This is a genomic window from Pseudomonas sp., from assembly GCF_028293835.1.
Classification (GTDB): Bacteria; Pseudomonadota; Gammaproteobacteria; order Pseudomonadales; family Pseudomonadaceae; genus Aquipseudomonas.
This window is the reverse complement of record NZ_JAQGNX010000098.1, coordinates 57,162-82,400: the sequence shown is the minus strand read 5'-3', so window position 1 is coordinate 82,400 and position 25,239 is coordinate 57,162. Positions and strand designations below refer to the sequence as shown.

Here is a 25,239-nt window from a genome sequence, read left to right as displayed (position 1 = left end):
AAACCCCTGAATATTCAGGGGTTTTTTTTAGGCACGGGTATTGCTTTGTCTCTTGCAACATACCGTTTTATGACGGTTCGCCATGCGAGAGATCACTATGCCCCAGGCCGCCCAGTTGTCTTCTGTCGTTCCTGTTGGAGCGCAGCCGTCCTTAGAAGAAGAAAGTCGGGCCAGCCTTGAGCAAGCGTTTTCGCTGTTCAATCAAATGTCGAACCAGCTCAGTGATTCTTACAGTTTGCTTGAGGCCCGGGTCACCGAACTCAAGGGCGAACTGGCCGTGGTCAGCGCCCAGCGCATGCAGGAATTGGCCGAAAAAGAACTGCTGGCCAACCGTTTGCAAAACTTATTGGCGTTGTTGCCAGGCGGCGTGATTGTTATCGACGGTCACGGCCGGGTGCGTGAGGCCAATCCAGCGGCCTGTGATTTGTTGGGCGAGCCGTTGGCTGGCGAATTATGGTGGCATGTGATCGGTCGTTGCTTTGCCCCACGGGAAGACGACGGCCACGAAGTGTCACTTAAAGACGGGCGACGCCTGTCCATAGCCACTCGCTCACTGGACGCCGAGCCGGGGCAGTTAGTGTTGCTGACCGACCTCACCGAAACCCGCCACCTGCAAGATCAATTGGCCCGCCATGAACGTCTGTCGTCCCTTGGCCGAATGGTTGCTTCGTTGGCGCATCAGATTCGCACGCCGTTGTCAGCTGCGTTGATCTACGCCAGCCATTTAGCCGAGCAAGAACTACCTGTGGCCACACAGCAGCGTTTTGCTCACCGGCTGAAAGAACGGTTGCACGAGCTGGAGCATCAAGTGCGCGATATGTTGGTGTTCGCTCGCGGCGAGCTGCCAATGACTGATCGCCTGGCCCCGCAACAAGTGTTCTCGGCCCTGCGAGCATCGGCCGCGACCCAGCTCGGTGAAATGCCAGTGCGTTGGCAGTGTGATCCGGTTGAGGGCGAGTTACTCTGCAACCGCGACACCCTGGTCGGCGCGCTACTCAATCTGATTGAAAACGCGATTCAGGCCAGTGCCGGTAAGGCGCGTTTGAAAATCCACCTCTACAGTCGCGGCAACGTCGTTCGCCTGTGCATCAGTGATAACGGCAGCGGTATCGATGCCACTGCGCTGGCCCGGATCGGCGAACCCTTTTTCACCACCAAGGCTACCGGCACCGGCCTCGGACTGGCCGTGGTCAACGCCGTGACGCGCGCACATCAGGGCCAGCTGCAGTTTCGCTCGCGGCCAGGCCGTGGCACCTGCGCGATCATTTCCTTGCCATTGATTCCAGCTGCCAGCGGCACGGGGCTTAACTAATGGCAATCAAAGTGTTGCTGGTCGAAGATGACCCTTCGTTGCGCGAGGCGCTGGGTGAAACCCTGCTTCTGGCAGGCCACGATTTTCGTGCCGTCGGCTCAGCCGAGGACGCGTTGCAAGCGGCGGCCGAAGAGCTGTTCAGCCTGGTGGTCAGCGACGTGAACATGCCCGGCATGGATGGCCATCAATTATTAAACGCCTTGCGCAGCCGTCATCCGCAGCTGCCAGTGTTGTTGATGACCGCTCATGCGACCGTGGACCGTGCTGTGGATGCCATGCGCCAAGGTGCGGTTGATTATTTGGTCAAGCCGTTCGAGCCCAAAGCGTTGATGGAGTTGGTGGCGCGCCATGCACTGGGTCGTCCTGGGCCGATGGACGGCGATGGTCCGGTGGCTGCCGAACCTGCCAGCGCGCAATTGCTGGACTTGGCTGCGCGTGTGGCACGCAGTGATTCGACGGTGCTGATTTCTGGCGAGTCGGGCACCGGTAAAGAAGTGTTGGCACGTTTTATTCACCAGCAATCGACCCGGGCCAGCAAACCGTTCATTGCAATTAACTGTGCGGCGATTCCTGACAACATGCTCGAGGCGACGTTGTTCGGCCATGAAAAAGGCTCGTTCACCGGTGCCATCGCCGCGCAAGCGGGCAAATTCGAGCAGGCCGAAGGCGGGACTATTCTGCTGGACGAAATTTCTGAAATGCCCCTGGGCCTGCAGGCAAAATTGCTGCGGGTTCTACAGGAGCGGGAAGTTGAACGCGTCGGTGCGCGCAAGCCCATTGCCTTGGACATTCGTGTGCTCGCCACGACCAACCGTGATTTGGCGGGTGAAGTAGCGGCGGGGCGCTTCCGCGAGGATCTTTATTACCGTATTTCGGTGTTTCCTCTGGCATGGCGCCCGCTACGTGAGCGCACCGCCGACATTCTGCCGCTGGCTGAGCGTCTGTTATCGAAACACGTCAATAAAATGAAGCATGCCGCCGTTCGATTGTCGCCTGAGGCTCAGGCGTGCTTGATCAGCTATCCATGGCCGGGAAATGTACGTGAGTTGGATAATGCGATTCAACGCGCATTGATCTTGCAGCAAGGCGGCGTGATTCAGCCCCAAGACTTTTGTCTGGCTGGGCCGGTCTCGGCCACGCCATTGCCTGCATTGGGTATACCGACCCAGCCGAGATTGGTCGCGCCGGTACGAGCCCCGTCAGAAAACCCACCGTCAGAGGCTCAGACCGTTGAATCTGCGGGAGCCTTGGGCGATGACCTGCGCCGTCGTGAATTTCAAATGATTATTGACACCCTGCGCGCCGAACGCGGCCGCCGCAAAGAAGCGGCCGAACGACTGGGCATCAGCCCCCGTACCCTGCGCTATAAATTGGCGCAAATGCGTGACGCCGGGATGGATGTCGAGGCGTATCTGTTCGCAAGCTGAGCTTGAATCATTGATCCATCTGTAGGAAGTCGCCCTTCGTCCAGAAGCCTCGCTGTCGCGCAGCAAACACAAAACCTGTAGGCGCGAACGTGTTCGCGATCGGCTGCGCAGCGATCGTGATTCATGATTCCAGTCGACAATCCGGCACCAAAGTCGATCTTGGCTATATGCCATCATTCAGCTGGCACCCTTGTTGCAAAGTCTTAGCTAACCGCTCAACGAGTGTCAAAAATTTGCGGCCCTTTTGAGAGAGACGTCATGAGCCAAGGTGTTGAATTTAATCGCTTGATGTTGGACATGCGCTCCATGCAAATGGACGCGATGTCTATGCCAAAGGCTGCCGGCACCCCGGAAGTGGGCGGCACCAGTAGCTTTGCAGACATGCTCGGTCAGGCCGTCAATAAAGTGAATGATACCCAACAGGCGTCCAGCCAACTGGCCAGTGCGTTCGAAGTCGGCAAAAGCGGCGTGGACCTCACCGACGTGATGATTTCATCGCAAAAAGCCAGCGTTTCGTTCACCGCGTTGACCCAGGTTCGCAACAAACTGGTTCAGGCGTATCAAGACATCATGCAGATGCCGGTTTAAGGACTATTTAAGCCATGGCTGACGCAATCGGCGACAACCTGCCCGCCAAATCGGGTGCCCTTCCAGGCAAGCCGCCTTTGTTCGGTTTGGCCTTCCTGGAAAATCTTTCCGAGATGACCATGCTGCGCCAGGTCGGCCTCATGGTCGGTCTTGCGGCCAGCGTTGCCATCGGATTCGCCGTAGTGCTGTGGTCTCAACAGCCGGACTACAAGCCGCTCTATCCTAGCCTCGCCGGCATGGACACCAAGCAGGTCATGGACACCCTGGCCTCGGCGGACATCCCGTACACCATCGAGCCGAGCTCGGGCGCCTTGCTGGTCAAGTCGGAAGATTTACAACGCGCACGGATCAAGCTCGCAGGGGCGGGCGTTGCACCGACTGATGGCAACATCGGTTTCGAAATTCTCGACAAAGACCAGGGGCTTGGCACCAGCCAGTTTATGGAAGCCACGCGTTATCGCCGTGGCCTTGAAGGCGAACTGGCAAGGACAATTTCCAGCCTGAACAACGTCAAAGGCGCGCGGGTGCACCTGGCGATTCCGAAAAGCTCGGTGTTCGTCCGTGATGAACGCAAGCCAAGCGCCTCAGTATTGATCGAACTGTATGCCGGTCGCACGCTGGAGCCGGGCCAGGTATTGGCGATCATGAACCTGGTGGCCACCGCCGTTCCCGAATTGAGCAAGTCGCAAATCACTGTCGTCGATCAGAAGGGCACATTGCTGTCTGATCAAAACCAGAACTCCGAATTGAGCATGGCCGGCAAGCAGTTCGATTACAGCCGTCGCATGGAAAGCATGCTGACCCAGCGTGTGCAAAGCATTCTGCAACCGATTCTGGGCAATGACCGCTATAAGGCTGAAGTGTCGGCTGACGTGGATTTCAGTGCTGTCGAGTCCACCGCAGAAAGCTTCAACCCGGATCAGCCGGCCTTGCGCAGCGAGCAGTCGGTTAACGAAACACGTTCTTCCAGCTCTGGACCTTCAGGTGTTCCGGGCGCCCTGAGTAACCAACCACCCGGTCCGGCAACTGCGCCTCAGACAGCCGGTGCTGCGGGTGGCGCGTCGACTGCATCCATCCAGCCAGGTCAACCGTTGCTCGACGCCAATGGCCAGCAAATCATGGACCCGACCACGGGCCAGCCAATGCTCGCGCCGTACCCGGCCGACAAGCGTCAGCAATCGACCAAGAATTTCGAACTGGACCGCTCCATCAGCCATACCAAGCAGCAGCAAGGCCGCGTCAATCGCTTGTCTGTCGCCGTGGTGGTGGATGACAAAACCAAGGTGGATGCGAAAACCGGTGACGTGACCCACACGCCATGGAACGCCGATGAATTGGCGCGGTTCACCCGATTGGTGCAAGACGCAGTTGGTTTCAACGCCAGCCGTGGCGACAGCGTCAGCGTGGTCAACGTGCCATTCGCGCCTGATCGCGGTGAGGTAATCCCGGACATAGCCTTCTACTCACAGCCATGGTTCTGGGACATCGTTAAACAAGTGCTGGGTGTGTTGTTCATTCTGGTATTGGTGTTCGGTGTTCTACGCCCCGTGCTCAACAACATCACCAACGGCAAGAGCCGGCAATCGGGCGGTGGCTTGGGCGATGTTGAACTCGGTGGCATGGGCGGTCTGGATGGCGAACTGGCCAACGATCGTGTCAGCCTGGGCGGACCGCAGAGCATTCTGTTGCCTAGCCCAACCGAGGGTTATGACGCGCAATTGAATGCGATCAAGAGTCTAGTGGCTGAAGACCCGGGTCGCGTGGCTCAGGTCGTGAAAGAATGGATTAATGCTGATGAGTGAAGTTCGAGCGCTTACCGCGAAACTGACCCGAGTCGATAAAGCCGCCATTCTCCTGCTGTCTCTGGGGGAAACCGATGCCGCGCAAGTGCTGAGGCACATGGGGCCCAAAGAGGTTCAGCGGGTCGGCGTTGCCATGGCGCAAATGCGCAATGTGCACCGGGAAGAAGTCGAACAGGTCATGAGCGAGTTCGTCGAGATCGTCGGCGACCAGACCAGCCTTGGGGTTGGGGCCGATGGTTACATTCGCAAAATGCTCACCCAGGCACTGGGTGAAGACAAGGCTAACGGCCTTATCGACCGAATTCTGTTGGGCGGCAATACCAGCGGCCTGGACAGCCTTAAATGGATGGAACCACGTGCTGTTGCTGACGTGATCCGCTTTGAGCATCCGCAGATTCAAGCCATCGTGGTGGCGTATCTAGACCCGGATCAAGCGGGCGAAGTCTTGGGCCATTTCGATCAGAAAGTGCGTTTGGATATCATCCTGCGTGTTTCTTCGCTCAACACCGTGCAACCGGCGGCATTGAAAGAACTGAACCAGATTCTGGAGAAACAGTTCTCCGGTAATACCAGCGCGGCGCGCACCACGCTGGGCGGTATCAAGCGTGCAGCCGATATCATGAACTTCCTCGACAGTTCGGTGGAGGGTCAGTTGATGGACGCTATCCGCGAAGTCGATGGCGAATTGTCGACGCAGATCGAAGACTTGATGTTTGTCTTCAACAACCTGTCCGATGTCGACGACCGTGGTATCCAGGCGTTGTTGCGCGAAGTGTCTTCCGATGTGTTGGTGTTGGCCCTCAAAGGCTCCGACGAAGCCATCAAGGAAAAGATTTTCAAGAACATGTCCAAGCGTGCTGCCGAGTTGTTACGCGACGATCTGGAAGCCAAAGGCCCAGTACGCGTCAGCGATGTAGAAACTGCGCAGAAAGAAATCCTCACCATCGCTCGCCGTATGGCCGAAGCCGGAGAAATAGTTCTCGGTGGCAAGGGCGGCGAAGAAATGATCTGAGGATTCAAACATGTCTAGCCCGAGAAAAGAGACGCCCAGCGAACTGATTCGCGCCAAGGACGTTGGCGGTTTTGACGTATGGTCTCTGCCCAGTTTTGACCCGTACAAAGAGCCGCCGCCAGAACCTGAACCGGTTGTGGAAGCCCCGGCCGAAATGGAAGAAGTGCCGCTGGACGAAGTTCAGCCGCTGACCCTTGAAGAACTGGAAAGCATTCGTCAGGAAGCCTACAACGAAGGCTTTGCTACCGGCGAAAAAGAAGGGTTTCACAGCACTCAGCTCAAGGTCCGGCACGAGGCAGATATCGCCCTGACGGCTCGGCTGGGCAACCTTGAGCGGCTCATGGGGCAGTTGCTTGAGCCTATCGCCGATCAGGATTCACAGATTGAAAAATCCCTGATCGAGTTAGTCGGGCACGTCACCCGTCAAGTGATCCAGCGCGAGCTGACCATCGATTCCAGCGTGATCGGCAGGGTGTTGCGTGACGCGTTGAAGTTGCTGCCAATGGGCGCGCATAACATCCGTATATTCGTCAATCCTCAGGATTTCGAGCAGATCAAAGCACTGCGCGAACGACATGAGGAAAACTGGCGCATCCTTGAAGACGATGCGCTGGCGGCTGGCGGCTGCCGGGTCGAAACCGAGCACAGCCGAATCGACGCCACCATTGAAACCCGTATTTCCCAGGCGATGGCGAAAATGTTCGATCAGTTGCACGACCAGGCGCTGCACCCGGCAGCGGCTGACGTGAGCATCGACCTGGATGCTGTCCCGGCCGAAGCCTTGGCGGTTAAACCCGACGCAAGCCAAGAAGCCGCTGATGCTCCTTGAGCGGACCAGCTTCGGCAAGCGCCTGAGTTCCTATAAAGATGCCATTCAGTTGGCCGCCCAGCCGGTAGTGGAAGGGCGCCTGCTGCGCATGGTCGGCTTGACCCTCGAAGCCGATGGTTTGCGTGCAGCCATGGGCAGCCGCTGTGTAGTGATTAACGATGACAGCCATGATCCGGTGCAGGTCGAAGCCGAAGTCATGGGCTTTTCCGGGTCCAAGGTATTTCTGATGCCGGTGGGTAGCGTCGCGGGCATTGCGCCCGGCGCACGAGTGGTACCGCTGGCCGACACCGGTCGTTTGCCCATGGGCATGGGCATGCTCGGGCGTGTACTCGATGGAGCCGGGCGCGCGCTTGACGGCAAAGGCGGGATGAAAGCCGAAGACTGGGTGCCCATGGACGGCCCGACGATCAACCCACTCAAGCGCGACCCCATCAGCCAACCACTTGACGTGGGCATTCGCAGCATCAATGGATTATTGACGGTTGGCCGTGGCCAGCGTCTGGGCCTGTTCGCCGGTACGGGCGTGGGCAAAAGCGTTCTGCTGGGGATGATGACGCGCTTCACTGAGGCCGACATTATCGTCGTTGGCCTGATCGGCGAACGGGGTCGGGAGGTCAAGGAATTCATCGAACACATCCTCGGCGAAGAGGGCCTCAAGCGCTCGGTGGTGGTGGCTTCCCCCGCTGACGATGCGCCGTTGATGCGGATGCGCGCCGCTATGTATTGCACGCGTATCGCCGAATACTTTCGCGACAAGGGCAAGAATGTCCTGCTGTTGATGGATTCATTGACTCGATTCGCCCAGGCCCAGCGGGAAATCGCCTTGGCCATCGGTGAGCCGCCCGCCACCAAGGGCTATCCACCGTCGGTGTTTGCGAAGCTGCCGAAGCTGGTGGAGCGGGCCGGTAATGCCGAGGCCGGAGGCGGCTCGATTACCGCGTTCTATACCGTATTGTCCGAAGGCGACGATCAGCAAGACCCGATTGCTGATGCCGCACGGGGCGTCCTCGATGGACACATTGTGTTGTCTCGGCGTTTGGCTGAGGAAGGGCACTACCCGGCCATCGACATCGAAGCGTCCATTAGCCGGGTCATGCCCTCCGTGGTGACGCCTGAACACATGCAGCAGGCGCAGCATTTCAAACAACTGTGGTCTCGCTATCAGCAGAGCCGCGATTTGATCAGCGTTGGTGCTTACGTCGCAGGCGGTGATCGTGAGACGGACATGGCCATCTCACTGCAGCCGACACTGGTGCGGTATTTGCGCCAGGGACTCAACGACAACGAAAGTCTGCAAGAAAGCGGTGCGCGGCTGGCGGCGGTGTTTAACCCTATCGCTGGCGGCGGCTAGTCATGGCCCAGAGTCGAGCAGTACGCCTGGCGCCAGTGGTCGATATGGCAGAAAAGGCCGAGCGCGCGGCCGTGCAGCGCCTCGGGCATTTTCAGGGTCAGGTCAAGCTGGCAGAAACCAAGCTCGGCGATCTCGAGCGCTTTCGCACTGACTACCAAAAGCAGTGGCAGGAGAAAGGCGCCCACGGTGTTTCCGGACAGTGGTTGATGAACTATCAAAGCTTCCTCAATCAGCTGGAAACTGCGGTCTCTCAGCAGCGGCAGAGCCTGGCCTGGCATCAAACCAATCTTGATAAGGCCCGAGGTGCCTGGCAGCAATGCTACGCACGGGTCGAAGGCTTGCGAAAACTGGTGCAGCGCTACATCGACGAAGCGCGGCAGTTGGAAGACAAGCGTGAGCAAAAACTGCTGGACGAACTGTCCCAGCGGATTCCCCGGCATGATTATTTATAAATAACCGCGCTGTCCCTGAATAATCAGAATTCGATACGACCCAGGCAGGATTTGCCGCAACGGCTTTTGAATGCTAAAAGCCTTGCTGTACTTCGGCTTTCGCTGACTCAAGGAACTTACCCATGTCCGTTACCTCCGAGCTGTCCCATGACGGGCAAGAACTGACCATTACCATAAAGGGCCGCTTTGATTTTGCGGCCCACCAGGACTTTCGCACCGCTTACGAAGGCGCTGCGGGTGCCCCAAGGCGCTTTGTCGTTGACCTTAAAGGCACCAGCTACCTGGACAGCTCGGCGCTGGGCATGTTGTTGCTGTTGCGTGGTCATGCCGGCGGTGAAAATTCCGATATACGCCTGGTCAACAGCAACCAGGACGTAGAAACCATCCTGATCATTTCAAACTTTTCCAAACTGTTCAAAATAGGCTGATCGGTGCCCTCCGTCGCTGAAAACCTATGCATATTAATCGCTGACGACAACGCCAGCGATCGGCTGCTGCTGACCACTATCGTTCGACGCCAGGGCCACCGAGTGCTCAGCGTGAGCAATGGCCAGGAAGCGGTGGAGGTGTTTGAAAAAGAACGACCGCAGTTGGTGTTGATGGACGCCATGATGCCCGTCATGGACGGATTCGAAGCGGCGCGGCGGATCAAGCAAATGGCCGGCGAAACGTTGGTGCCGATTATTTTTCTGACCTCCCTGAGTGAAAGCGAAGCGTTAGTACGTTGCCTTGATGCCGGGGGCGACGACTTTGTAGCCAAGCCCTACAACCAGGTCATTCTGGCGGCAAAAATCAGCGCCATGGATCGTCTTCGACGTCTGCACGAAACCGTGTTGCAGCAGCGGGACCAGATTACTAAGCACCACGGTTATCTGCTCAATGAGCAGCGCGTAGCCAAAGCGGTCTTCGATCAGGTCGCGCATTCGGGTTGCCTGAGCGCGCCGAACATTCGTTACCTGCAATCGCCCTATGCTTTATTCAATGGCGATTTGCTGCTCGCTGCCTACACCCCGGCTGGAAATATGCACGTGCTGCTGGGTGATTTCACCGGCCATGGCTTGCCCGCCGCCGTAGGTGCAATGCCGCTGGCTGAGGTTTTTTACGGGATGACTGCCAAAGGCTACGGCCTGGCAGAAACCCTGCGAGAAATGAATGCCAAGCTCAAACGAATTTTGCCGGTGGACATGTTCTGCTGCGCGACCTTGTTAAGCGTTAACTTCAATGTCCACCAGGTCGAAGTGTGGAATGGCGGTTTGCCCAACGGTTACCTGCATCATGTTGCCACGGGTGAGCGTACGCCACTGGTCTCCCGGCACCTGCCGTTAGGTGTTCTGGAACCTGGCCGCTTCGACGATAAGACCGAGGTGCATCCGCTGTCATTGGGCGACCGGATTTTTCTGTTGTCAGACGGGGTGCTTGACACCAGTGACAGTGACGAGCAGTTATTTGGTACCGAGCGCTTGCATGCGGTATTCGCTGCCAACCGCCAACCAGACTCGCTGATTGATGAAATTCGCACTGCCTTGAACAATTTTCGCGGCGATGTTCGAGATGACGTGAGCATGGTCGAGATCACCTTGATCGACGCTGAACTGCTGGGCCCGCCGGTGGTGACCTATTCCGACAGCGGTGAATCAAGCCCGCTGGACTGGTCCGCCAGTTTTGAATACCGGGCCGCCACGCTGAAGCGTTTCAATCCGCTGCCGTATTTGTTGCAGTTGCTGTTGGAGGTGCACGGTTTGCGCAGCCAAAGCGGGGCGCTGTACAGCGTGCTGGCGGAGTTATATACCAACGCACTGGAACACGGCGTGCTCGGACTCGATTCCCGGCTCAAGCGCGACGCGTCGGGTTTCGCTCACTATTATCGCGAGCGTAACGCCCGTCTGGATGGCCTTGAGGACGGTTATGTGCGCCTGCATTTGCAGGTCGTGCCCCACGAATGTGGGGGCCGATTACTTATCCGGGTTGAAGACAGCGGCGCCGGGTTTGACGTCAACCGAGTCACGGCAGTGCCGTATGCAGCCCATCAGCTGTCGGGGCGGGGTCTGGACCTGATCCGCAAGTTAAGCCAGCATTGTCACTGGTCTGAAGATGGACGTACGGCGAGCGTGGAATTTACCTGGGGGGCTCAGGCATAATTCCCGGATTCTTGATCAAGGAGCGAACAAGTGACAGCGAATCATGTGGACTACGGTGTGTTGAGTAATTTGCAAGACGTCATGGAGGGTGAGTATCCGACCCTGATCGACACGTTCCTGAGCGACTCGGAGCAACGTCTGGAGCAATTGCACCACGCACTGTCAACCCAGGCCCCCAGTGTGGATGAGCTGACGATGGCGGCCCACAGCTTCAAGGGCAGCAGCGGCAATATGGGCGCCCTTCGGCTGGCAGAACTTTGTGGCCAACTTGAGGAGCGCACTCAACGTCGGGAGCTGGCCGACGCTGAGGAGTGGGTGCACAAGATCGAGCGTGAGTTTGCCGCAGTCCGTCATGTGTTTGATCTAGAACGACAGCGGTTCATCCAATAGCTACGGCCTCAACGATAATAAGTGCTGCAGGCAAAACTGGCCCGCCGTTTGCTATAAGTCTGTGTACTTGCACCCGTACGGAGACCACCATGGCCCTTGCCCCTAATCCTTTTCTGCAGGCTACTCCCGTAGCCCAGTCCAAACCTGCAATTGCCATTCCGCTGGCGAAAGCGGCTGAGACCAGCAAGGACAGCGCTTCCAGCTTCGCTCAGGTGTTCTCCAAGCAGGCTGATCCCAAGCCAGCCGTGGTCCATGAAACGCGGGAAACTACGGTTAAGGACAAGCCGACCGTGGCCAGCGACAAACACACAGCGGACGCTAAACCTGCCGCCTCCAAGCGCGACGTTGCCGATAGCGGCAAATCTTTGCCTGCTGACAAAGCGGTCAAGAAAAGCGACGCGGATGACGACAAGGATGATGCAGACGACAAGCCCATCGATCCGGTGGCGACCGATGCCGCCCCTGTCACGCCGGTGCCTGATCCAGCGTTGATTGCTGTGGTTGCATTGCCCGCCCCCGATCCTGTTCCTGTGGTCGTCGTTGCGCCGCCTGTCATTGAAATTCCTGCGGCCATGATCGCGGCGGTGATCCCCCAAGCTGCACCCGCTGTCGACCCTAAAGCGTTCGACCCGGCGACGGACCCGTTGGAAGGGTTGGCGGCAGTACAGGTGGCCTTGCAGCAAAATGGCAAAGGCGCCGCGGTTTCTCCGACGGCAACTGACGCCTTGGCCGCTGGTGGTGACAAGAAAACGTCAAGCACTCAAACCAACTCAGACTCCCTGCTGACCGTCGCCAATAACCTGGCAGTGCCCGTGGATCAGCAAGCAACCGGCGGCGCTGGCGCCGACGCTGGCGACAAAGCGTTTAACGGCCTGATCGAAGATGGCCTGAAAGATACCAAGAGTGCGGCTTCCGACACGCGGGTCGATGACTTTGCCAATCGCCTGGCTGCGCTGAGCCAGGCAGTGCAACCCAAAGCCGCTGCCGTTGCCACTGCCGTCGCGTCGCCGCTCACCCAGCCGCTGGCCATGCACCAAAGTGGCTGGAGCGAAGCCGTGGTGGATCGGGTCATGTACTTATCCAGCCAGAATCTGAAATCCGCCGATATCCAGTTGGCGCCGGCTGAACTGGGTCGTTTGGATATCCGCGTCAATATGGCTGCGGACCAGCAAACCCAGATCACTTTCATGAGCGCCCACGTGGGTGTGCGTGAGGCACTGGAAGGGCAAATGTCCAAACTGCGTGACTCGTTCGCTCAACAGGGCTTGGGGCAGGTCGACGTCAACGTCTCCGACCAGTCGCGGGGCTCGCAAGGTCAGGGCCAAGGCCAGCAAGACGCCAATCAGAGCTCACGCAGCGGCGGGCTGGCAGGCAGCGGTTCCGATCGCAGTGACAGCAGCAACGACAGCGCAATCAATGAAGTGGCTACCGCCGCCAGCCAACCGATGACCGTGATCGGCAGCAGCCAGGTGGATTATTACGCCTGACCGCTTATGGTAGGAGGGACCGCCACGTCTTCGACGCCGCGCTGCCGCGCAGCAAACCCAAATCTATAGGAGCGAACGTGTTCGCGATCGGCTGCGCAGCAGTCGTGATTCAGCTCCCGCACAGTCTGCACAGGGTGTCGGTACGCCGCTGGATATAAGGCGTACGACGATCCCGGTGGGAGCAAACGTGTTCGCCTGATGCGACTCCCGCGCATATCTGGCATAACACTTGCTCTTCCTCTGTCACGTATTAAGAACTCCCCCGAATAGTGACGGATTATTGGCATGGCGAAGAGCGACGAAGTTAAAGACCCTGCCGCGAAAGGCAAACTCAAGCTCATTCTCTTGGTGGTACTAGGGGTATTGCTGGCCGTGGGTGTTTCCGTGGGTGCCACCTGGTTTGTCATGCACAAGCCACAGTCCAAACCCAATGAAGCAGCGCAAGCTGCAGACACCAAGCTCCCCTCGATCTTCGAACCCATGGCGCCGGCCTTCGTGGTTAACTTCAACCAGAACGGCAAGCAGCGCTACATGCAGGTCAGCATTACCCTGTTAGGGCGCAATCAAGCTGATCTCGACGCGCTGAAAGTCCACATGCCGGTGATCCGCAACAACCTCGTGATGCTGTTCTCCGCACAGCCGTTCGACTCACTTACGCAACCAATCGGGCAAGAGCTGCTCCGTCAGAAAGCATTCGCCAGCGTGCAAGAAGTGGCGCAAAAAGAGGTCGGCAAAGTAGTAGTCGAACAATTGCTTTTCACTAATTTCGTATTGCAGTAGGACCACGACATGGCCGTGCAAGACCTGCTGTCCCAGGAAGAAATCGATGCGCTGTTGCACGGCGTGGACGATGGTCTGGTCCAGACCGAAACCGCCGCCGAACCTGGCAGCGTCAAAAGTTACGACCTGACCAGCCAGGATAGGATCGTCCGTGGACGGATGCCGACCCTGGAAATGATCAACGAGCGTTTTGCCCGTTACACCCGTATCAGCATGTTCAACATGCTGCGCCGCTCCGCTGACGTGGCGGTGGGCGGGGTTCAGGTCATGAAGTTCGGTGAGTACGTGCATTCGCTGTACGTACCGACCAGCCTCAACCTGGTCAAGATCAAACCGTTGCGCGGCACTGCGTTGTTCATTTTGGACGCCAAGCTGGTGTTCAAACTGGTGGACAATTTCTTCGGTGGTGATGGCCGACACGCGAAAATCGAAGGCCGCGAGTTCACACCGACTGAATTACGTGTTGTGCGAATGGTGCTTGAACAGGCGTTCATCGACCTGAAAGAAGCCTGGCAAGCCATCATGGAGGTGAGCTTCGAGTACATAAACTCTGAAGTAAACCCGGCTATGGCCAACATCGTCGGTCCGAGCGAAGCGGTCGTAGTGTCTACTTTTCATATCGAACTCGATGGCGGCGGCGGCGACCTGCACGTGACCATGCCGTATTCGATGATCGAACCCGTACGTGAAATGCTCGACGCCGGCTTCCAGTCGGACCTGGACGACCAGGATGAACGTTGGGTCAACGCCTTGAAAGAGGACGTGCTCGATGTCGCTGTGCCCTTGAGTGCGGTGGTCGCCCGTCGTCAAATACTACTGCGGGACATTTTGCACATGCAGCCGGGTGATGTCATTCCGGTGGATCTGCCAGACCATATGATCATGCGTGCCAATGGCGTGCCTGCATTCAAGGTCAAGCTGGGGTCGCACAAAGGGCACCTGGCGTTACAAGTGATCGAACCGATCGAACGCCGCTGACACACATTTTCAGCAGCACACTGTGCTGTTAACGAATCAATGCTCGCCGAGGACAACTGATGGCCAATGAAAACGAAACAACTTCCGCCGAAGACCAGGCATTGGCCGATGAATGGGCGGCTGCACTGGGGGAATCCGGTGATGCCAGCCAGGACGATATCGACTCCTTGCTCGCTGCCGATGCCGGCTCCAGTCGTTTGCAGATGGAAGAGTTTGGCAGTGTGCCGAAGAACAATGCAGCGGTGACACTGGACGGGCCGAACCTGGATGTGATTCTGGATATTCCGGTTTCGATCTCCATGGAAGTCGGCAGCACCGACATCAACATTCGTAACCTTCTGCAGCTTAACCAAGGCTCAGTGATTGAGCTGGATCGTCTGGCCGGTGAGCCGCTGGATGTGTTGGTCAACGGCACATTGATCGCCCACGGTGAAGTGGTCGTGGTCAACGAGAAATTCGGCATACGCCTGACGGATGTCATCAGCCCAAGCGAACGCATCAAGAAGTTGCGCTGAGTGAAGAAACTTTCTGGTGTGATCCTTAGCCTGCTGCTGGGCGCGATAACGTTCGGTGCGCTTGCGGCCGAGCCGGTCATGCCAGCAGTTGCGGCACCCGCCAGCCCATTGATGAGCGGCGGCGTCGGCGGACAATTGACGCAACTGGTCCTTGGCCTGTTGCTGGTGGTTGGTCTGATCTTTGGGCTCGCCTGGTTGCTGCGTCGGGTTCAGGGTGCGAGTCCGCGTAATGGTCAACTGATTCAATTGTTGGGTTCGCGGGCGCTCGGTCCACGCGATCGGCTGTTGCTGGTTCAGGTGGGCAACGAACAAATACTGCTGGGTATTACCCCCGGTCGAATTACCCCGTTGCACGTGCTCAAAGAGCCAGTGCAGGTCCCGGATAGTCAAAATGCCACGCCAGAGTTCGCCCAGCGTCTGATGGAGCTGCTGGGCAAGGACCATAAGGATAAGAAGTAATGACCGCGTTGCGCATCGCATTGACGCTGCTGCTGGTACTGGCTGCGCCTATGGTCTTCGCTGCAGATCCGTTAACGATCCCGGCGATCAGCATGTCCACCGGTGCCAACGGCGCGCAGGAGTATTCGGTCAACCTGCAGATTTTGCTGATAATGACCGCGCTGAGTTTCATCCCGGCATTCGTCATGCTGATGACCAGCTTCACTCGGATCATCATTGTCTTCTCGATATTGCGTCAGGCCTTGGGTCTGCAGCAGACGCCGTCGAACCAGATTTTGACCGGCATGGCGCTGTTTTTGACGCTGTTTATCATGGCCCCGGTGTTTGATCGGGTGAACACCGATGCGCTGCAGCCTTATCTGGCCGAAAAACTCACGGCTCAAGAGGCGGTGATCAAAGCCCAGGTGCCGGTCAAAGGCTTTATGTTGGCGCAGACCCGTCAGAGCGACCTTGACCTGTTCATGCGCCTGTCAAAACGTACCGATATCGCCAGTCCGGACGAAGCGCCGTTGACCATTTTGGTTCCGGCTTTTGTGACGTCCGAACTTAAAACCGCGTTCCAGATCGGCTTCATGATCTTTATTCCATTCCTGATCATCGACCTTGTGGTCGCCAGCGTGCTGATGGCAATGGGCATGATGATGCTCTCGCCGCTGATCATTTCGCTGCCATTCAAAATCATGCTGTTCGTATTGGTGGATGGCTGGGCCTTGATCATTGGCACGCTTGCCAGCAGTTTCGGCGGGGTATCGCCATGAACGAGGAGGGCATGCAATGACCCCGGAAGTTGCCGTCGATCTTTTTCGCGATGCGTTATGGCTGACCACCATGATGGTGTCGGTGCTGGTGATACCGAGCCTGGTTGTCGGGCTGCTGGTGGCGATGTTCCAGGCCGCGACTCAGATTAACGAACAGACGCTGAGCTTCCTCCCGCGACTGTTGGTGATGTTGATCACACTGATCGTTGCAGGCCCATGGTTGATGCGGGTGTTCATGGAATATATCCAGGGACTCTACGGCAGTATTCCGACGGTCATCGGTTGACGTTATGCCCTCCCTACTTGCCCTGACTGACGTGCAGATCGGGACCTGGGTGGCGAGCTTTATGCTGCCACTGTTCAGGGTCGCCGCAGTGCTCATGACCATGCCGATCTTTGGCACGACCCTGGTGCCAACGCGAGTACGGTTGTATTTCTCCCTGGCGATCACCGTGGTGATTGCCCCCAGCCTGCCGCCTATGCCGCAAGTGCATGCGCTGGACCTCAGTGCCTTGCTGTTGATTGCCGAGCAGATAATCATCGGCGCCATGTTAGGCATGTCTCTTCAGCTGTTTTTCCAGGCTTTTGTCATCGCCGGGCAAATCGTTTCGATCCAGATGGGCATGGGCTTTGCCTCGATGGTCGACCCCACCAACGGGGTGTCGGTTGCCGTTATCGGACAATTTTTCACCATGTTGGTGACCCTTTTATTCCTTGCCATGAACGGCCATTTGGTGGTGTTCGAAGTGCTAGTGGAGAGCTTCACCACGCTGCCGGTGGGTAGTGGCGTCGACGTTGGGCAATTGTGGGAGCTGGCCGGCCGATTCGGTTGGGTGCTGGGTGCCGGGTTGCTATTGGTGTTGCCAGCAATCACCGCGCTGTTGGTGGTCAGTGTGGCGTTTGGCGTCATGACCCGGGCAGCACCACAACTGAACATGTTCTCCATCGGCATTCCGCTGACGCTGGTGCTGGGTATGGTGATTTTATGGATGACCCTTGGCGACATGCTCAATCAATTCCCTCCGCTGGCTGCCGAAGCGTTGCAGTTGATGCGGCGTATGGTCAGGGCGCACTGACATGGCCGAGAACGAGAATGGCCAGGATAAGACAGAAGAGCCCACAGACAAACGGGTCAGGGACTCACGGGAAAAGGGCGAGACAGCCCGCTCCAAAGAACTGAATACGTTAATCGTGACCCTGGCGGGTGCGGGCGGTCTGTTGATGTTTGGTGGTCAGATCGCACAAATGATGCTTGATCTGATGCGCACCAATTTCAGCCTGCCACGGGAGGTGATCATGGATGATCGCTACATGGGCCTGTATTTCCTCAACGCCGGTAAAGCGGCGTTGGTCGCCATTCAGCCGCTGATGCTGCTGATGGTGTTGGCTGCGGTCGTCGGTCCGATCATGTTGGGCGGCTGGATATTTTCCACCGGTTCCCTGGCGCCCAAGTTCAGTCGGATGAACCCGTTGTCCGGGCTCAAGCGCATGGTGTCGACCCATGCGTTGGTTGAGCTGCTGAAGTCCATCGCAAAGTTCGCCATCACCCTGATGGTGGCGCTGTTAGTGCTGCAAAAGGATAAAAACGACCTGATCTCCATTGCCCATGAGCCTTTGGAATCCGCCATTATCCATAGCATTCAACTGCTGGGGTGGAGTGCGTTATGGATGGCTTGCGGGTTGATTATCATTGCGGCGGTGGACGTTCCGTTTCAGATCTACGAAGCCCACAAAAAGCTGTTGATGACCAAGCAGGAAGTACGCGACGAGCACAAGGACAGCGATGGGCGTCCTGAGGTTAAGCAGCGAATTCGCCAACTGCAGCGCGAGATGTCCCAGCGGCGCATGTTGTCGTCGGTCCCCAAGGCCGATGTCATTATTACTAACCCGACGCACTTTGCCGTGGCGCTGCAATACGATCCCGAGAAGGGCGGGGCGCCGATGTTGCTGGCTAAAGGGACCGATTTCATGGCGCTGAAAATTCGCGAAATCGCCGATGAGCACAGCATCCTGATATTGGAGTCGCCCGCCCTGGCGCGTTCCATCTACTACTCCACCGAACTGGATCAGGAAATCCCTGCCGGGTTGTACTTGGCCGTGGCGCAGGTGTTGGCGTACGTCTACCAGATTCGCCAACACCGCGCCGGCCGAGGCAAGCGCCCCGACCCCCTCGGCGACCTGCCGATCCCCAGCGATTTGCAGCGCGATCCTTAAGGGCTGCACCCGCCGCCCTGCAGGGGTCAATCGCGTTCATCAAAAACACTATGTTCACCCCAATCCCAATAGTTGGAAAGCTTCTTGCAATGCCGCTGATATGGCGCAGTTTGGCGTCAATAGTTTGATTTGGCGGGCAGGAAAAGAATTGGTGGATCGCTCTCAATTAATCAACACCGCGCGCAACAATCTGGTTGGCATCAGTCGTGGCAACCTGGGTGTGCCGCTGCTGTTGCTGGTCATGTTGGCAATGATGATGTTGCCGATGCCGCCCTTCTTGCTGGACGTGTTCTTCACGTTCAACATCGCGCTGTCGATCGTGGTCCTGCTGGTCTGCGTGTACGCTCTGCGGCCGCTGGACTTCTCGGTGTTCCCGACCATTCTGCTGGTGGCAACCCTGCTCCGGTTGGCGCTGAACGTCGCCTCCACTCGGGTAGTGATGCTCCACGGTCAAGACGGCCATGCCGCTGCCGGTAAGGTTATTCAAGCCTTCGGTGAAGTCGTGATCGGCGGTAACTACGTGGTCGGTATCGTGGTGTTTGCGATTCTGATGATCATCAACTTCGTCGTGGTGACCAAGGGTGCCGGGCGGATTTCTGAAGTAAGTGCGCGTTTCACCCTCGATGCAATGCCTGGCAAACAAATGGCCATCGACGCCGACCTTAACGCCGGCCTGATCGACCAACCCCAAGCCAAGCACCGCCGTCTCGAAGTCGCCCAGGAAGCGGAGTTTTACGGCTCCATGGACGGTGCCAGTAAATTCGTGCGTGGTGACGCCATCGCCGGTCTGTTGATTCTGTTCATCAACCTGATTGGCGGCGTGGCAGTGGGTATATTCCAGCACAACATGTCGTTCGCCGATGCCGGCAAGGTCTACGCGCTGCTGACCATCGGTGACGGTTTGGTGGCACAACTGCCATCACTGTTATTGTCCACCGCTGCCGCGATCATGGTGACCCGTGCTTCCGGTTCGGAAGAGATGGGCAAACTCATCAACCGGCAGATGTTTGCCTCGCCCAAGGCGCTCGGCGTTGCGGCAGCCCTGATAATTATCATGGGCCTGGTGCCAGGCATGCCGCACATGTCTTTCATCAGCCTGGGTCTCGTTGCCGCAGGTGCTGCTTATCTGGTCTGGAAGAAACAAGGCATGGCCAAGACCAACGCCTTGATGGAGGTGAAGCGCCAGCAGGAACTGTTGCCTTCGCCAACACGTGCACAAGACTCCAAAGAGTTAGGTTGGGATGACGTCACGCCCATCGACATGATCGGCCTGGAAGTCGGCTATCGCTTGATCCCGCTGGTGGATCGCAACCAGGGCGGCCAGTTGCTGGCGCGAATCAAGGGCGTACGCAAGAAGCTTTCCCAGGAATTGGGCTTCTTGATGCCGACCGTGCACATTCGTGACAACCTTGACCTGGCGCCCAGCGCCTACCGCTTGACGCTGATGGGCGTGACGTTGGCCGAAGCCGAGATTTACCCGGACCGCGAGCTGGCGATCAACCCGGGCCAAGTGTTCGGAACGTTGAACGGCATCACCGCCAAAGACCCGGCCTTTGGCCTGGACGCGGTGTGGATCGAAATCAGTCAGCGCAGCCAGGCACAATCATTGGGGTACACCGTGGTGGACGCCAGCACGGTCGTTGCCACCCACCTCAACCAAATTCTGCATAAGCATTCCCACGAACTGATCGGCCACGAGGAAGTGCAGCAATTAATGCAATTGTTGGCCAAGGGCTCGCCTAAACTGGCTGAAGAGTTGGTGCCGGGAATTCTATCGTTGTCCGCGTTGCTCAAAGTATTGCAAGCCTTGCTCGCAGAACAGGTTCCCGTCAGGGATATCCGTAGCATCGCTGAAGCGATCGCCAACGCGGCCCCTCGGAGTCAAGATACTGCCGCGCTGGTGGCCGCTGTGCGCATTGCTTTGTGCCGCGCAATCGTCCAAAGCATTGTAGGTATTGAGCCGGAGCTGCCTGTTATCACCCTTGAGCCAAGGTTGGAACAGATATTGCTCAATAGTTTACAAAAGGCCGGTCAGGGTCAGGAAGAGGGCGTTTTGCTGGAGCCAAGCATGGCTGAAAAGCTCCAGCGTTCGTTGATTGATGCGGCACAGCGTCAGGAAATGCAGGGTCTACCGGTGATTTTATTGGTCGCAGGTCCGGTTCGCGCCATGCTGTCACGGTTTGGACGGCTGGCTGTACCGAATATGCATGTATTGGCGTACCAGGAAATTCCTGACAATAAACAAGTCACGATTGTCGCAACTGTCGGGCCAAACGGCTGAGGTAGTGAGTCATGCAAGTTAAGCGTTTTTTCGCCGCCGATATGCGTCAAGCCATGAAGCTGGTCCGTGATGAGCTGGGCGCTGACGCCGCCATCATTGGTAATCGCCGAATCGCTGGCGGCGTTGAGCTGACTGCTGCCCTGGATTACAAGCTTTCCGCGTTGGCGCCGCGTGTGCCGAACATCGAGCTTGAAGACGAGCTGCGCAAGACTCAATCGCGCATTGTCTCCGCACAGGCTGAATTGGGTACACGTGGCGACAACGACACGACAATCAATCGGCAGTTGTTTTCAGGCTCGTCTCTGGATGCTGCCGAGACGCACATCGAGCCTACTTTCGAAGAACCGAGGCGTCCGTTGCCCCAGGCGGCCGCCGCGTCTGCCGAGCCGACCATTGGCCTGCGCGCTTACGAGTCGATGCGCTCGGAACTCAACGGTCTGCGTGAGTTGTTGGAAGTGCAACTGGGTTCGCTGGCCTGGAACCAGTTGCAAGGCAGCCGCCCGCAACAGGCCAACCTGTGGCGACGTCTGCAACGCATAGGCTTGTCCGGTCCGTTGTCCCGAGACTTGCTGGCGATGACCACCGAAATTGAAGAGCCTCGTCAGGCCTGGCGCATGCTGTTGGCGCACCTGGCAAGGATGATTGTTACCCCTGACGTCGAGCCCCTGGAGGAAGGCGGTGTAATCGCCATGGTGGGCCCGGCTGGCATGGGCAAGACCACGACGCTGGCGAAACTGGCCGCGCGCTATGTCTTGAAATACGGTCCGCAAAACATTGCCCTGGTGAGCATGGACAGTTACCGGATTGGGGCTCAGGAACAGCTCAAAACCCTGGGCCGGATTCTCAATGTGTCTGTCACTCACATTGATCCGGGCCAGTCGTTGGGTCAGGCACTTGAACCTTTACTGAAAAAACGCGTGGTGTTGATTGACACCGCTGGCCTGCAAGCCAGCGATCCAGCCCTGCGTATGCAGCTGGAAAGCCTTGCGGGTCGCGGTATCAAGGCCCGTAATTATCTGGTGTTGGCAACAACCAGCCAGAAGCAGGTTCTAACCGCCGCCTACCATAGCTATAAACGCTGCGGGCTGGCGGGTTGCATTCTTACCAAACTGGACGAAACAGCCAGCTTGGGGGAGGTGTTGAGTTTGGCAATCAGTCACGAATTGCCGGTGGCTTATCTCACGGATGGGCCGCGTATTCCGGATGATTTGCATCTGCCGCGTCGGCACCAATTGGTCAGTCGAGCAGTCAGTGTGCAAATGCAGGAAGAGCCGAGCGAGGAAGCTATGGCAGACATGTTCGCGGATCTTTATCACAGCCCGAACAAGCGGGTTGGGTAAGGCAAGACATTGGAATGTACCTGCATCAGAGGTAGCGCCGACGTTGCTCATGCAACGCACGCGCAACCAGTGATGTGGCCTCGGTCTAAGCAAGTCAAGGTAAAGAACTAAAATGGGTAGCATGCATCCCGTACAGGTCATCGCAGTAACTGGCGGCAAGGGTGGCGTCGGTAAGACAAACGTGTCAGTGAACTTATCACTGGCACTGGCAGAGCTTGGCCGACGGGTCATGTTGCTTGACGCTGACTTGGGTCTGGCAAACGTTGACGTCCTGCTTGGCCTTACGCCAAAACGCACCCTGGCAGACGTTATCGAAGGGCGCTGTGAACTGCGCGACGTGCTGCTTCAAGGGCCTGGTGGAATTCGTATCGTGCCAGCGGCCTCGGGCACTCAGAGCATGGTTCACCTGACACCTGCGCAACACGCCGGGCTGATTCAGGCGTTCAGCGACATCGGCGACAATCTCGATGTGTTGGTCATCGACACCGCTGCCGGTATCGGCGAATCGGTGGTCAGTTTCGTACGCGCGGCTCAAGAAGTGCTGCTGGTGGTGTGCGATGAACCGACGTCGATTACTGACGCTTACGCGCTGATCAAATTGCTCAACCGTGATTACGGCATGAATCGCTTCCGGGTCCTCGCCAATATGGCGCAAAGCCCGCAAGAAGGCCGCAATCTGTTCGCCAAGTTGACCAAGGTCACTGATCGCTTTCTGGACGTAGCCTTACAATACGTCGGCGCGGTGCCTTACGACGAATGCGTGCGCAAGGCGGTGCAGAAGCAGCGCGCTGTCTACGAAGCGTTTCCCCGTTCCAAATGCGCTCTGGCCTTCAAAGCCATCGCTCAGAAAGTTGACACGTGGCCATTGCCAGCCAACCCCCGTGGACACCTTGAATTTTTCGTTGAGCGGCTCGTACATCAGACGAGTGCAGGACCAGTGCTATGACAGCCAGCGGCTATCGCATGTACAGCAAGGCGTCTAAAGACTCCCAGTACGAGCTGATCGAGCGCTATGCGCCGCTGGTGAAACGCATCGCCTACCATTTGCTGGCGCGTTTGCCGGCCAGTGTCCAGGTCGAGGACCTGATCCAGGCCGGAATGATCGGCCTGCTCGAGGTGTCGACCAAATATGACGCCACCAAAGGCGCCAGTTTTGAGACGTACGCAGGCATTCGGATTCGTGGCGCCATGCTTGATGAAGTGCGTAAGGGTGATTGGGCCCCGCGTTCAGTGCACCGCAATACACGCATGGTCAGCGACGCAATTCGATCAATTGAAGCTAAAACAGGTCGTGACGCTAAAGATCACGAGGTTGCGGCCGAACTCCAATTGAGCCTTGATGATTATTACGGGATTTTAAACGACACCCTGGGCAGCCGGTTGTTCAGTTTCGACGATCTTTTACAGGACGGCGAACATGAAGGGCTGCACGAGGATGGCGCAAGCGCTCAGCTTGAGCCGTCGCGCGATCTGGAAGATGAACGCTTCCAGACGGCGCTAGCGGATGCGATAGCCAATTTGCCAGAGCGTGAGCGGCTGGTGTTGGCGCTGTACTACGACGAAGAACTGAACCTCAAGGAAATCGGTGAAGTATTGGGCGTCAGCGAATCTCGGGTCAGCCAGTTACACAGCCAGTGCGCAGCTCGTTTGCGAGGGCGTTTGGGGGAATGGCGAGCGCGTTGATGGACAGGGCGTGACCTTGGTGGTTGCGAGTTGTCCGTAAGCCGGCTGTGCAAAGCGTTGCGTGCGAAGCAGATAAGACTAGGCGGGAGCCGGTCAGTCAGGCCCTTCGGGACCTTCTGTGCCCATTCCGACCTGTTGAGTTACCAAGCCCGTCGTCGTTTTTAGTGCAGCCAACGAGTGCTGTACCGGTATTGATTGAACAGCGTATTCAGGTGCTGAGTGCGTTAAAGACTGCTTGGAGGTCGAATTGGACAAGAACATGAAAATCCTCATCGTTGATGACTTCTCAACGATGCGGCGGATCATTAAAAACCTGTTGCGTGACCTTGGGTTCACCAACACAGCAGAAGCAGACGACGGAAATACCGCGTTGCCGATGCTGCAAAGCGGTAGCTTCGACTTTCTAGTGACTGACTGGAACATGCCTGGCATGTCCGGTATCGATTTGTTGCGCCAAGTACGTGCCGATGAGCGTCTCAGGCACTTGCCGGTGTTGATGGTAACGGCCGAAGCCAAACGTGAACAAATCATCGAAGCCGCTCAGGCGGGTGTGAACGGTTACGTGGTCAAGCCCTTTACGGCCCAAGTGCTGAAAGAAAAGATCGAAAAGATCTTCGAGCGCGTCAATAGCTGATGTTCGCCGCGGGGGCTCTATGGAGCACACAGATTCAACCCAGGGCGACTTTGAGTCGACCCTGAAGAAGCACGCGCACCAGTTGGTCGAAAGCCTTGAAAAAGGCAGGTTCGGCGATGCGGTACAACTGATCCATGAACTGAACCAGACCCGCGACCGCGGCCTGTATCAGGAAGTCGGCAAACTCACCCGTGAGCTGCACAGTGCGATCGTCAATTTTCAAATTGACCCGAACATGCCGCAGGCCGAGGAAGTTTCGCAGATCACCGATGCGACTGAGCGGCTGTCCTATGTGGTGAGGCTGACCGAGAACGCGGCCAATCGCACCATGGACCTTGTCGAGGAAAGCACGCCGTTGATGAGCGCTCTTAGCTCGGAAGCGAGTGCGCTGAGTACCGATTGGGCGCGTTTCATGCGCCGTGAAGTCGGTGCCGAAGAGTTTCGTGAGCTGGCCCGACGCGTAGAAGGTTTTTTGACGCGTACCGAAACAGACACCCGTAAAGTGACGGCTCACCTCAATGACATTCTGCTCGCCCAGGATTTCCAGGACCTCACCGGTCAGGTGATCAAGCGCGTGACGCAATTGGTCACTGAAGTTGAAAGTAATTTGCTCAAACTGGTGTTGATGGCCAGTCAGGTCGATCGTTTTGCCGGGATCGAACATGACCCGCAACCGAGCCAGACAGAAAAAGATCAAGAAAAACATCTGTCCCAGGGTGAAGGTCCGCAGATTCATGCCGATAAGCGTGAAGACGTTGTATCCGGTCAGGATGATGTTGACGATCTGCTATCCAGCCTGGGCTTCTAGG

General features: G+C 57.3%; 26 protein-coding genes. All 26 read left to right on the top strand.

Annotated elements, in window-relative coordinates; genetic code table 11:
* Positions 1 to 97: 97 nt before the first annotated feature.
* The 26 genes from JWR17_RS13655 to JWR17_RS13530 all read left to right on the top strand — a co-directional run bounded on the left by JWR17_RS13655 (position 98) and on the right by JWR17_RS13530 (position 25,238).
* Positions 98 to 1,312 (top strand): ATP-binding protein, encoded by a 1,215-nt coding sequence (locus JWR17_RS13655; RefSeq protein WP_299832376.1) that lies wholly within the window; start codon positions 98 to 100, stop codon positions 1,310 to 1,312.
* Positions 1,312 to 2,739: a sigma-54 dependent transcriptional regulator gene (locus tag JWR17_RS13650; RefSeq protein WP_299832287.1), complete on the top strand. Its 1,428-nt coding sequence runs from the start codon at positions 1,312 to 1,314 to the stop codon at positions 2,737 to 2,739. Before JWR17_RS13655 ends, JWR17_RS13650 begins: the two co-directional genes overlap by 1 nt.
* 258 nt (positions 2,740 to 2,997) lie before the next feature.
* Positions 2,998 to 3,327, top strand: a complete 330-nt coding sequence (gene fliE / locus JWR17_RS13645; protein ID WP_299832285.1) for a flagellar hook-basal body complex protein FliE — start codon at positions 2,998 to 3,000, stop codon at positions 3,325 to 3,327.
* 14 nt (positions 3,328 to 3,341) lie between these two features.
* Positions 3,342 to 5,129, top strand: a complete 1,788-nt coding sequence (fliF, locus tag JWR17_RS13640) for a flagellar basal-body MS-ring/collar protein FliF (protein WP_299832283.1) — start codon at positions 3,342 to 3,344, stop codon at positions 5,127 to 5,129.
* The gene (gene fliG, locus JWR17_RS13635) at positions 5,122 to 6,141 is read left to right on the top strand and encodes a flagellar motor switch protein FliG (RefSeq protein WP_299832280.1); all 1,020 of its coding nucleotides are present in this window, start codon (positions 5,122 to 5,124) and stop codon (positions 6,139 to 6,141) included. The genes fliF and fliG overlap by 8 nt, the downstream gene beginning before the upstream one ends.
* Before the next feature lie 10 nt (positions 6,142 to 6,151).
* The gene (fliH, locus tag JWR17_RS13630) at positions 6,152 to 6,970 is read left to right on the top strand and encodes a flagellar assembly protein FliH (RefSeq protein WP_299832278.1); all 819 of its coding nucleotides are present in this window, start codon (positions 6,152 to 6,154) and stop codon (positions 6,968 to 6,970) included.
* A complete protein-coding gene (gene fliI, locus JWR17_RS13625; RefSeq protein WP_299832276.1) occupies positions 6,960 to 8,321 on the top strand; it encodes a flagellar protein export ATPase FliI in 1,362 nt (453 codons plus the stop codon). The genes fliH and fliI overlap by 11 nt, the downstream gene beginning before the upstream one ends.
* A gap of 2 nt (positions 8,322 to 8,323) precedes the next feature.
* Positions 8,324 to 8,773: a flagellar export protein FliJ gene (gene fliJ / locus JWR17_RS13620; protein ID WP_299832273.1), complete on the top strand. Its 450-nt coding sequence runs from the start codon at positions 8,324 to 8,326 to the stop codon at positions 8,771 to 8,773.
* Between the two features lie 122 nt (positions 8,774 to 8,895).
* Positions 8,896 to 9,201 (top strand): STAS domain-containing protein, encoded by a 306-nt coding sequence (locus JWR17_RS13615; RefSeq protein WP_299832271.1) that lies wholly within the window; start codon positions 8,896 to 8,898, stop codon positions 9,199 to 9,201.
* 3 nt (positions 9,202 to 9,204) lie between these two features.
* Positions 9,205 to 10,911, top strand: coding sequence for a fused response regulator/phosphatase (locus JWR17_RS13610; RefSeq protein WP_299832268.1), 1,707 nt, complete (start codon positions 9,205 to 9,207; stop codon positions 10,909 to 10,911).
* Between the two features lie 81 nt (positions 10,912 to 10,992).
* On the top strand, positions 10,993 to 11,301 hold the full coding sequence (locus JWR17_RS13605) for an Hpt domain-containing protein (protein WP_299832374.1): 309 nt from the start codon (positions 10,993 to 10,995) through the stop codon (positions 11,299 to 11,301).
* Positions 11,302 to 11,390: 89 nt separating this feature from the next.
* Entirely contained in the window at positions 11,391 to 12,788 is a 1,398-nt protein-coding gene (locus JWR17_RS13600) for a flagellar hook-length control protein FliK (protein WP_299832267.1), read from the top strand.
* Between the two features lie 285 nt (positions 12,789 to 13,073).
* The gene (fliL, locus tag JWR17_RS13595; RefSeq protein WP_299832265.1) at positions 13,074 to 13,568 is read left to right on the top strand and encodes a flagellar basal body-associated protein FliL; all 495 of its coding nucleotides are present in this window, start codon (positions 13,074 to 13,076) and stop codon (positions 13,566 to 13,568) included.
* A gap of 9 nt (positions 13,569 to 13,577) precedes the next feature.
* Positions 13,578 to 14,546, top strand: coding sequence for a flagellar motor switch protein FliM (gene fliM / locus JWR17_RS13590; RefSeq protein WP_299832263.1), 969 nt, complete (start codon positions 13,578 to 13,580; stop codon positions 14,544 to 14,546).
* Between the two features lie 59 nt (positions 14,547 to 14,605).
* Positions 14,606 to 15,061: a flagellar motor switch protein FliN gene (gene fliN / locus JWR17_RS13585; RefSeq protein WP_299832261.1), complete on the top strand. Its 456-nt coding sequence runs from the start codon at positions 14,606 to 14,608 to the stop codon at positions 15,059 to 15,061.
* Positions 15,062 to 15,520: a flagellar biosynthetic protein FliO gene (gene fliO / locus JWR17_RS13580; RefSeq protein WP_299832259.1), complete on the top strand. Its 459-nt coding sequence runs from the start codon at positions 15,062 to 15,064 to the stop codon at positions 15,518 to 15,520. It begins immediately after the preceding gene.
* Complete coding sequence (gene fliP, locus JWR17_RS13575; protein WP_299832257.1) at positions 15,520 to 16,278, top strand: flagellar type III secretion system pore protein FliP; 759 nt, start codon at positions 15,520 to 15,522, stop codon at positions 16,276 to 16,278. The genes fliO and fliP overlap by 1 nt, the downstream gene beginning before the upstream one ends.
* A 16-nt stretch (positions 16,279 to 16,294) precedes the next feature.
* The gene (gene fliQ, locus JWR17_RS13570) at positions 16,295 to 16,564 is read left to right on the top strand and encodes a flagellar biosynthesis protein FliQ (RefSeq protein WP_299832255.1); all 270 of its coding nucleotides are present in this window, start codon (positions 16,295 to 16,297) and stop codon (positions 16,562 to 16,564) included.
* A 4-nt stretch (positions 16,565 to 16,568) separates the two neighbouring features.
* Complete coding sequence (gene fliR / locus JWR17_RS13565; RefSeq protein ID WP_299832253.1) at positions 16,569 to 17,354, top strand: flagellar biosynthetic protein FliR; 786 nt, start codon at positions 16,569 to 16,571, stop codon at positions 17,352 to 17,354.
* 1 nt (position 17,355) lies between these two features.
* Complete coding sequence (flhB, locus tag JWR17_RS13560) at positions 17,356 to 18,492, top strand: flagellar biosynthesis protein FlhB (protein WP_299832251.1); 1,137 nt, start codon at positions 17,356 to 17,358, stop codon at positions 18,490 to 18,492.
* A 151-nt stretch (positions 18,493 to 18,643) separates the two neighbouring features.
* Positions 18,644 to 20,773, top strand: coding sequence for a flagellar biosynthesis protein FlhA (flhA, locus tag JWR17_RS13555; protein WP_299832249.1), 2,130 nt, complete (start codon positions 18,644 to 18,646; stop codon positions 20,771 to 20,773).
* A gap of 11 nt (positions 20,774 to 20,784) precedes the next feature.
* Positions 20,785 to 22,113, top strand: a complete 1,329-nt coding sequence (gene flhF, locus JWR17_RS13550) for a flagellar biosynthesis protein FlhF (protein ID WP_299832247.1) — start codon at positions 20,785 to 20,787, stop codon at positions 22,111 to 22,113.
* A 112-nt stretch (positions 22,114 to 22,225) separates the two neighbouring features.
* Entirely contained in the window at positions 22,226 to 23,059 is an 834-nt protein-coding gene (gene fleN, locus JWR17_RS13545) for a flagellar synthesis regulator FleN (protein WP_297845779.1), read from the top strand.
* Positions 23,056 to 23,796, top strand: coding sequence for an RNA polymerase sigma factor FliA (fliA, locus tag JWR17_RS13540; RefSeq protein ID WP_297845777.1), 741 nt, complete (start codon positions 23,056 to 23,058; stop codon positions 23,794 to 23,796). Before fleN ends, fliA begins: the two co-directional genes overlap by 4 nt.
* A gap of 259 nt (positions 23,797 to 24,055) precedes the next feature.
* Positions 24,056 to 24,430 carry a chemotaxis response regulator CheY gene (locus JWR17_RS13535; protein ID WP_299832243.1) on the top strand — a complete coding sequence of 125 codons (375 nt, stop codon included), beginning with the start codon at positions 24,056 to 24,058 and terminating at the stop codon, positions 24,428 to 24,430.
* 19 nt (positions 24,431 to 24,449) lie between these two features.
* Entirely contained in the window at positions 24,450 to 25,238 is a 789-nt protein-coding gene (locus tag JWR17_RS13530) for a protein phosphatase CheZ (protein WP_299832241.1), read from the top strand.
* Position 25,239 lies beyond the last annotated feature (1 nt).

Bases quoted from the DNA above. Each gene is read 5' to 3' on its own strand.
- fliM (WP_299832263.1), top strand. From the start codon at position 13,578: ATGGCCGTGCAAGACCTGCTGTCCCAGGAAGAAATCGATGCGCTGTTG.
- fliQ (WP_299832255.1), top strand. From the start codon at position 16,295: ATGACCCCGGAAGTTGCCGTCGATCTTTTTCGCGATGCGTTATGGCTG.
- JWR17_RS13615 (WP_299832271.1), top strand. From the start codon at position 8,896: ATGTCCGTTACCTCCGAGCTGTCCCATGACGGGCAAGAACTGACCATT.
- JWR17_RS13605 (WP_299832374.1), top strand. From the start codon at position 10,993: ATGGAGGGTGAGTATCCGACCCTGATCGACACGTTCCTGAGCGACTCG.
- JWR17_RS13600 (WP_299832267.1), top strand. From the start codon at position 11,391: ATGGCCCTTGCCCCTAATCCTTTTCTGCAGGCTACTCCCGTAGCCCAG.
- fliE (WP_299832285.1), top strand. From the start codon at position 2,998: ATGAGCCAAGGTGTTGAATTTAATCGCTTGATGTTGGACATGCGCTCC.
- fleN (WP_297845779.1), top strand. From the start codon at position 22,226: ATGGGTAGCATGCATCCCGTACAGGTCATCGCAGTAACTGGCGGCAAG.
- fliR (WP_299832253.1), top strand. From the start codon at position 16,569: ATGCCCTCCCTACTTGCCCTGACTGACGTGCAGATCGGGACCTGGGTG.
- fliI (WP_299832276.1), top strand. From the start codon at position 6,960: ATGCTCCTTGAGCGGACCAGCTTCGGCAAGCGCCTGAGTTCCTATAAA.
- flhF (WP_299832247.1), top strand. From the start codon at position 20,785: ATGCAAGTTAAGCGTTTTTTCGCCGCCGATATGCGTCAAGCCATGAAG.
- JWR17_RS13650 (WP_299832287.1), top strand. From the start codon at position 1,312: ATGGCAATCAAAGTGTTGCTGGTCGAAGATGACCCTTCGTTGCGCGAG.
- fliH (WP_299832278.1), top strand. From the start codon at position 6,152: ATGTCTAGCCCGAGAAAAGAGACGCCCAGCGAACTGATTCGCGCCAAG.
- fliL (WP_299832265.1), top strand. From the start codon at position 13,074: ATGGCGAAGAGCGACGAAGTTAAAGACCCTGCCGCGAAAGGCAAACTC.
- flhB (WP_299832251.1), top strand. From the start codon at position 17,356: ATGGCCGAGAACGAGAATGGCCAGGATAAGACAGAAGAGCCCACAGAC.
- fliN (WP_299832261.1), top strand. From the start codon at position 14,606: ATGGCCAATGAAAACGAAACAACTTCCGCCGAAGACCAGGCATTGGCC.
- fliP (WP_299832257.1), top strand. From the start codon at position 15,520: ATGACCGCGTTGCGCATCGCATTGACGCTGCTGCTGGTACTGGCTGCG.
- fliJ (WP_299832273.1), top strand. From the start codon at position 8,324: ATGGCCCAGAGTCGAGCAGTACGCCTGGCGCCAGTGGTCGATATGGCA.
- JWR17_RS13530 (WP_299832241.1), top strand. From the start codon at position 24,450: ATGGAGCACACAGATTCAACCCAGGGCGACTTTGAGTCGACCCTGAAG.
- fliA (WP_297845777.1), top strand. From the start codon at position 23,056: ATGACAGCCAGCGGCTATCGCATGTACAGCAAGGCGTCTAAAGACTCC.
- fliF (WP_299832283.1), top strand. From the start codon at position 3,342: ATGGCTGACGCAATCGGCGACAACCTGCCCGCCAAATCGGGTGCCCTT.
- fliG (WP_299832280.1), top strand. From the start codon at position 5,122: ATGAGTGAAGTTCGAGCGCTTACCGCGAAACTGACCCGAGTCGATAAA.
- JWR17_RS13655 (WP_299832376.1), top strand. From the start codon at position 98: ATGCCCCAGGCCGCCCAGTTGTCTTCTGTCGTTCCTGTTGGAGCGCAG.
- JWR17_RS13535 (WP_299832243.1), top strand. From the start codon at position 24,056: ATGAAAATCCTCATCGTTGATGACTTCTCAACGATGCGGCGGATCATT.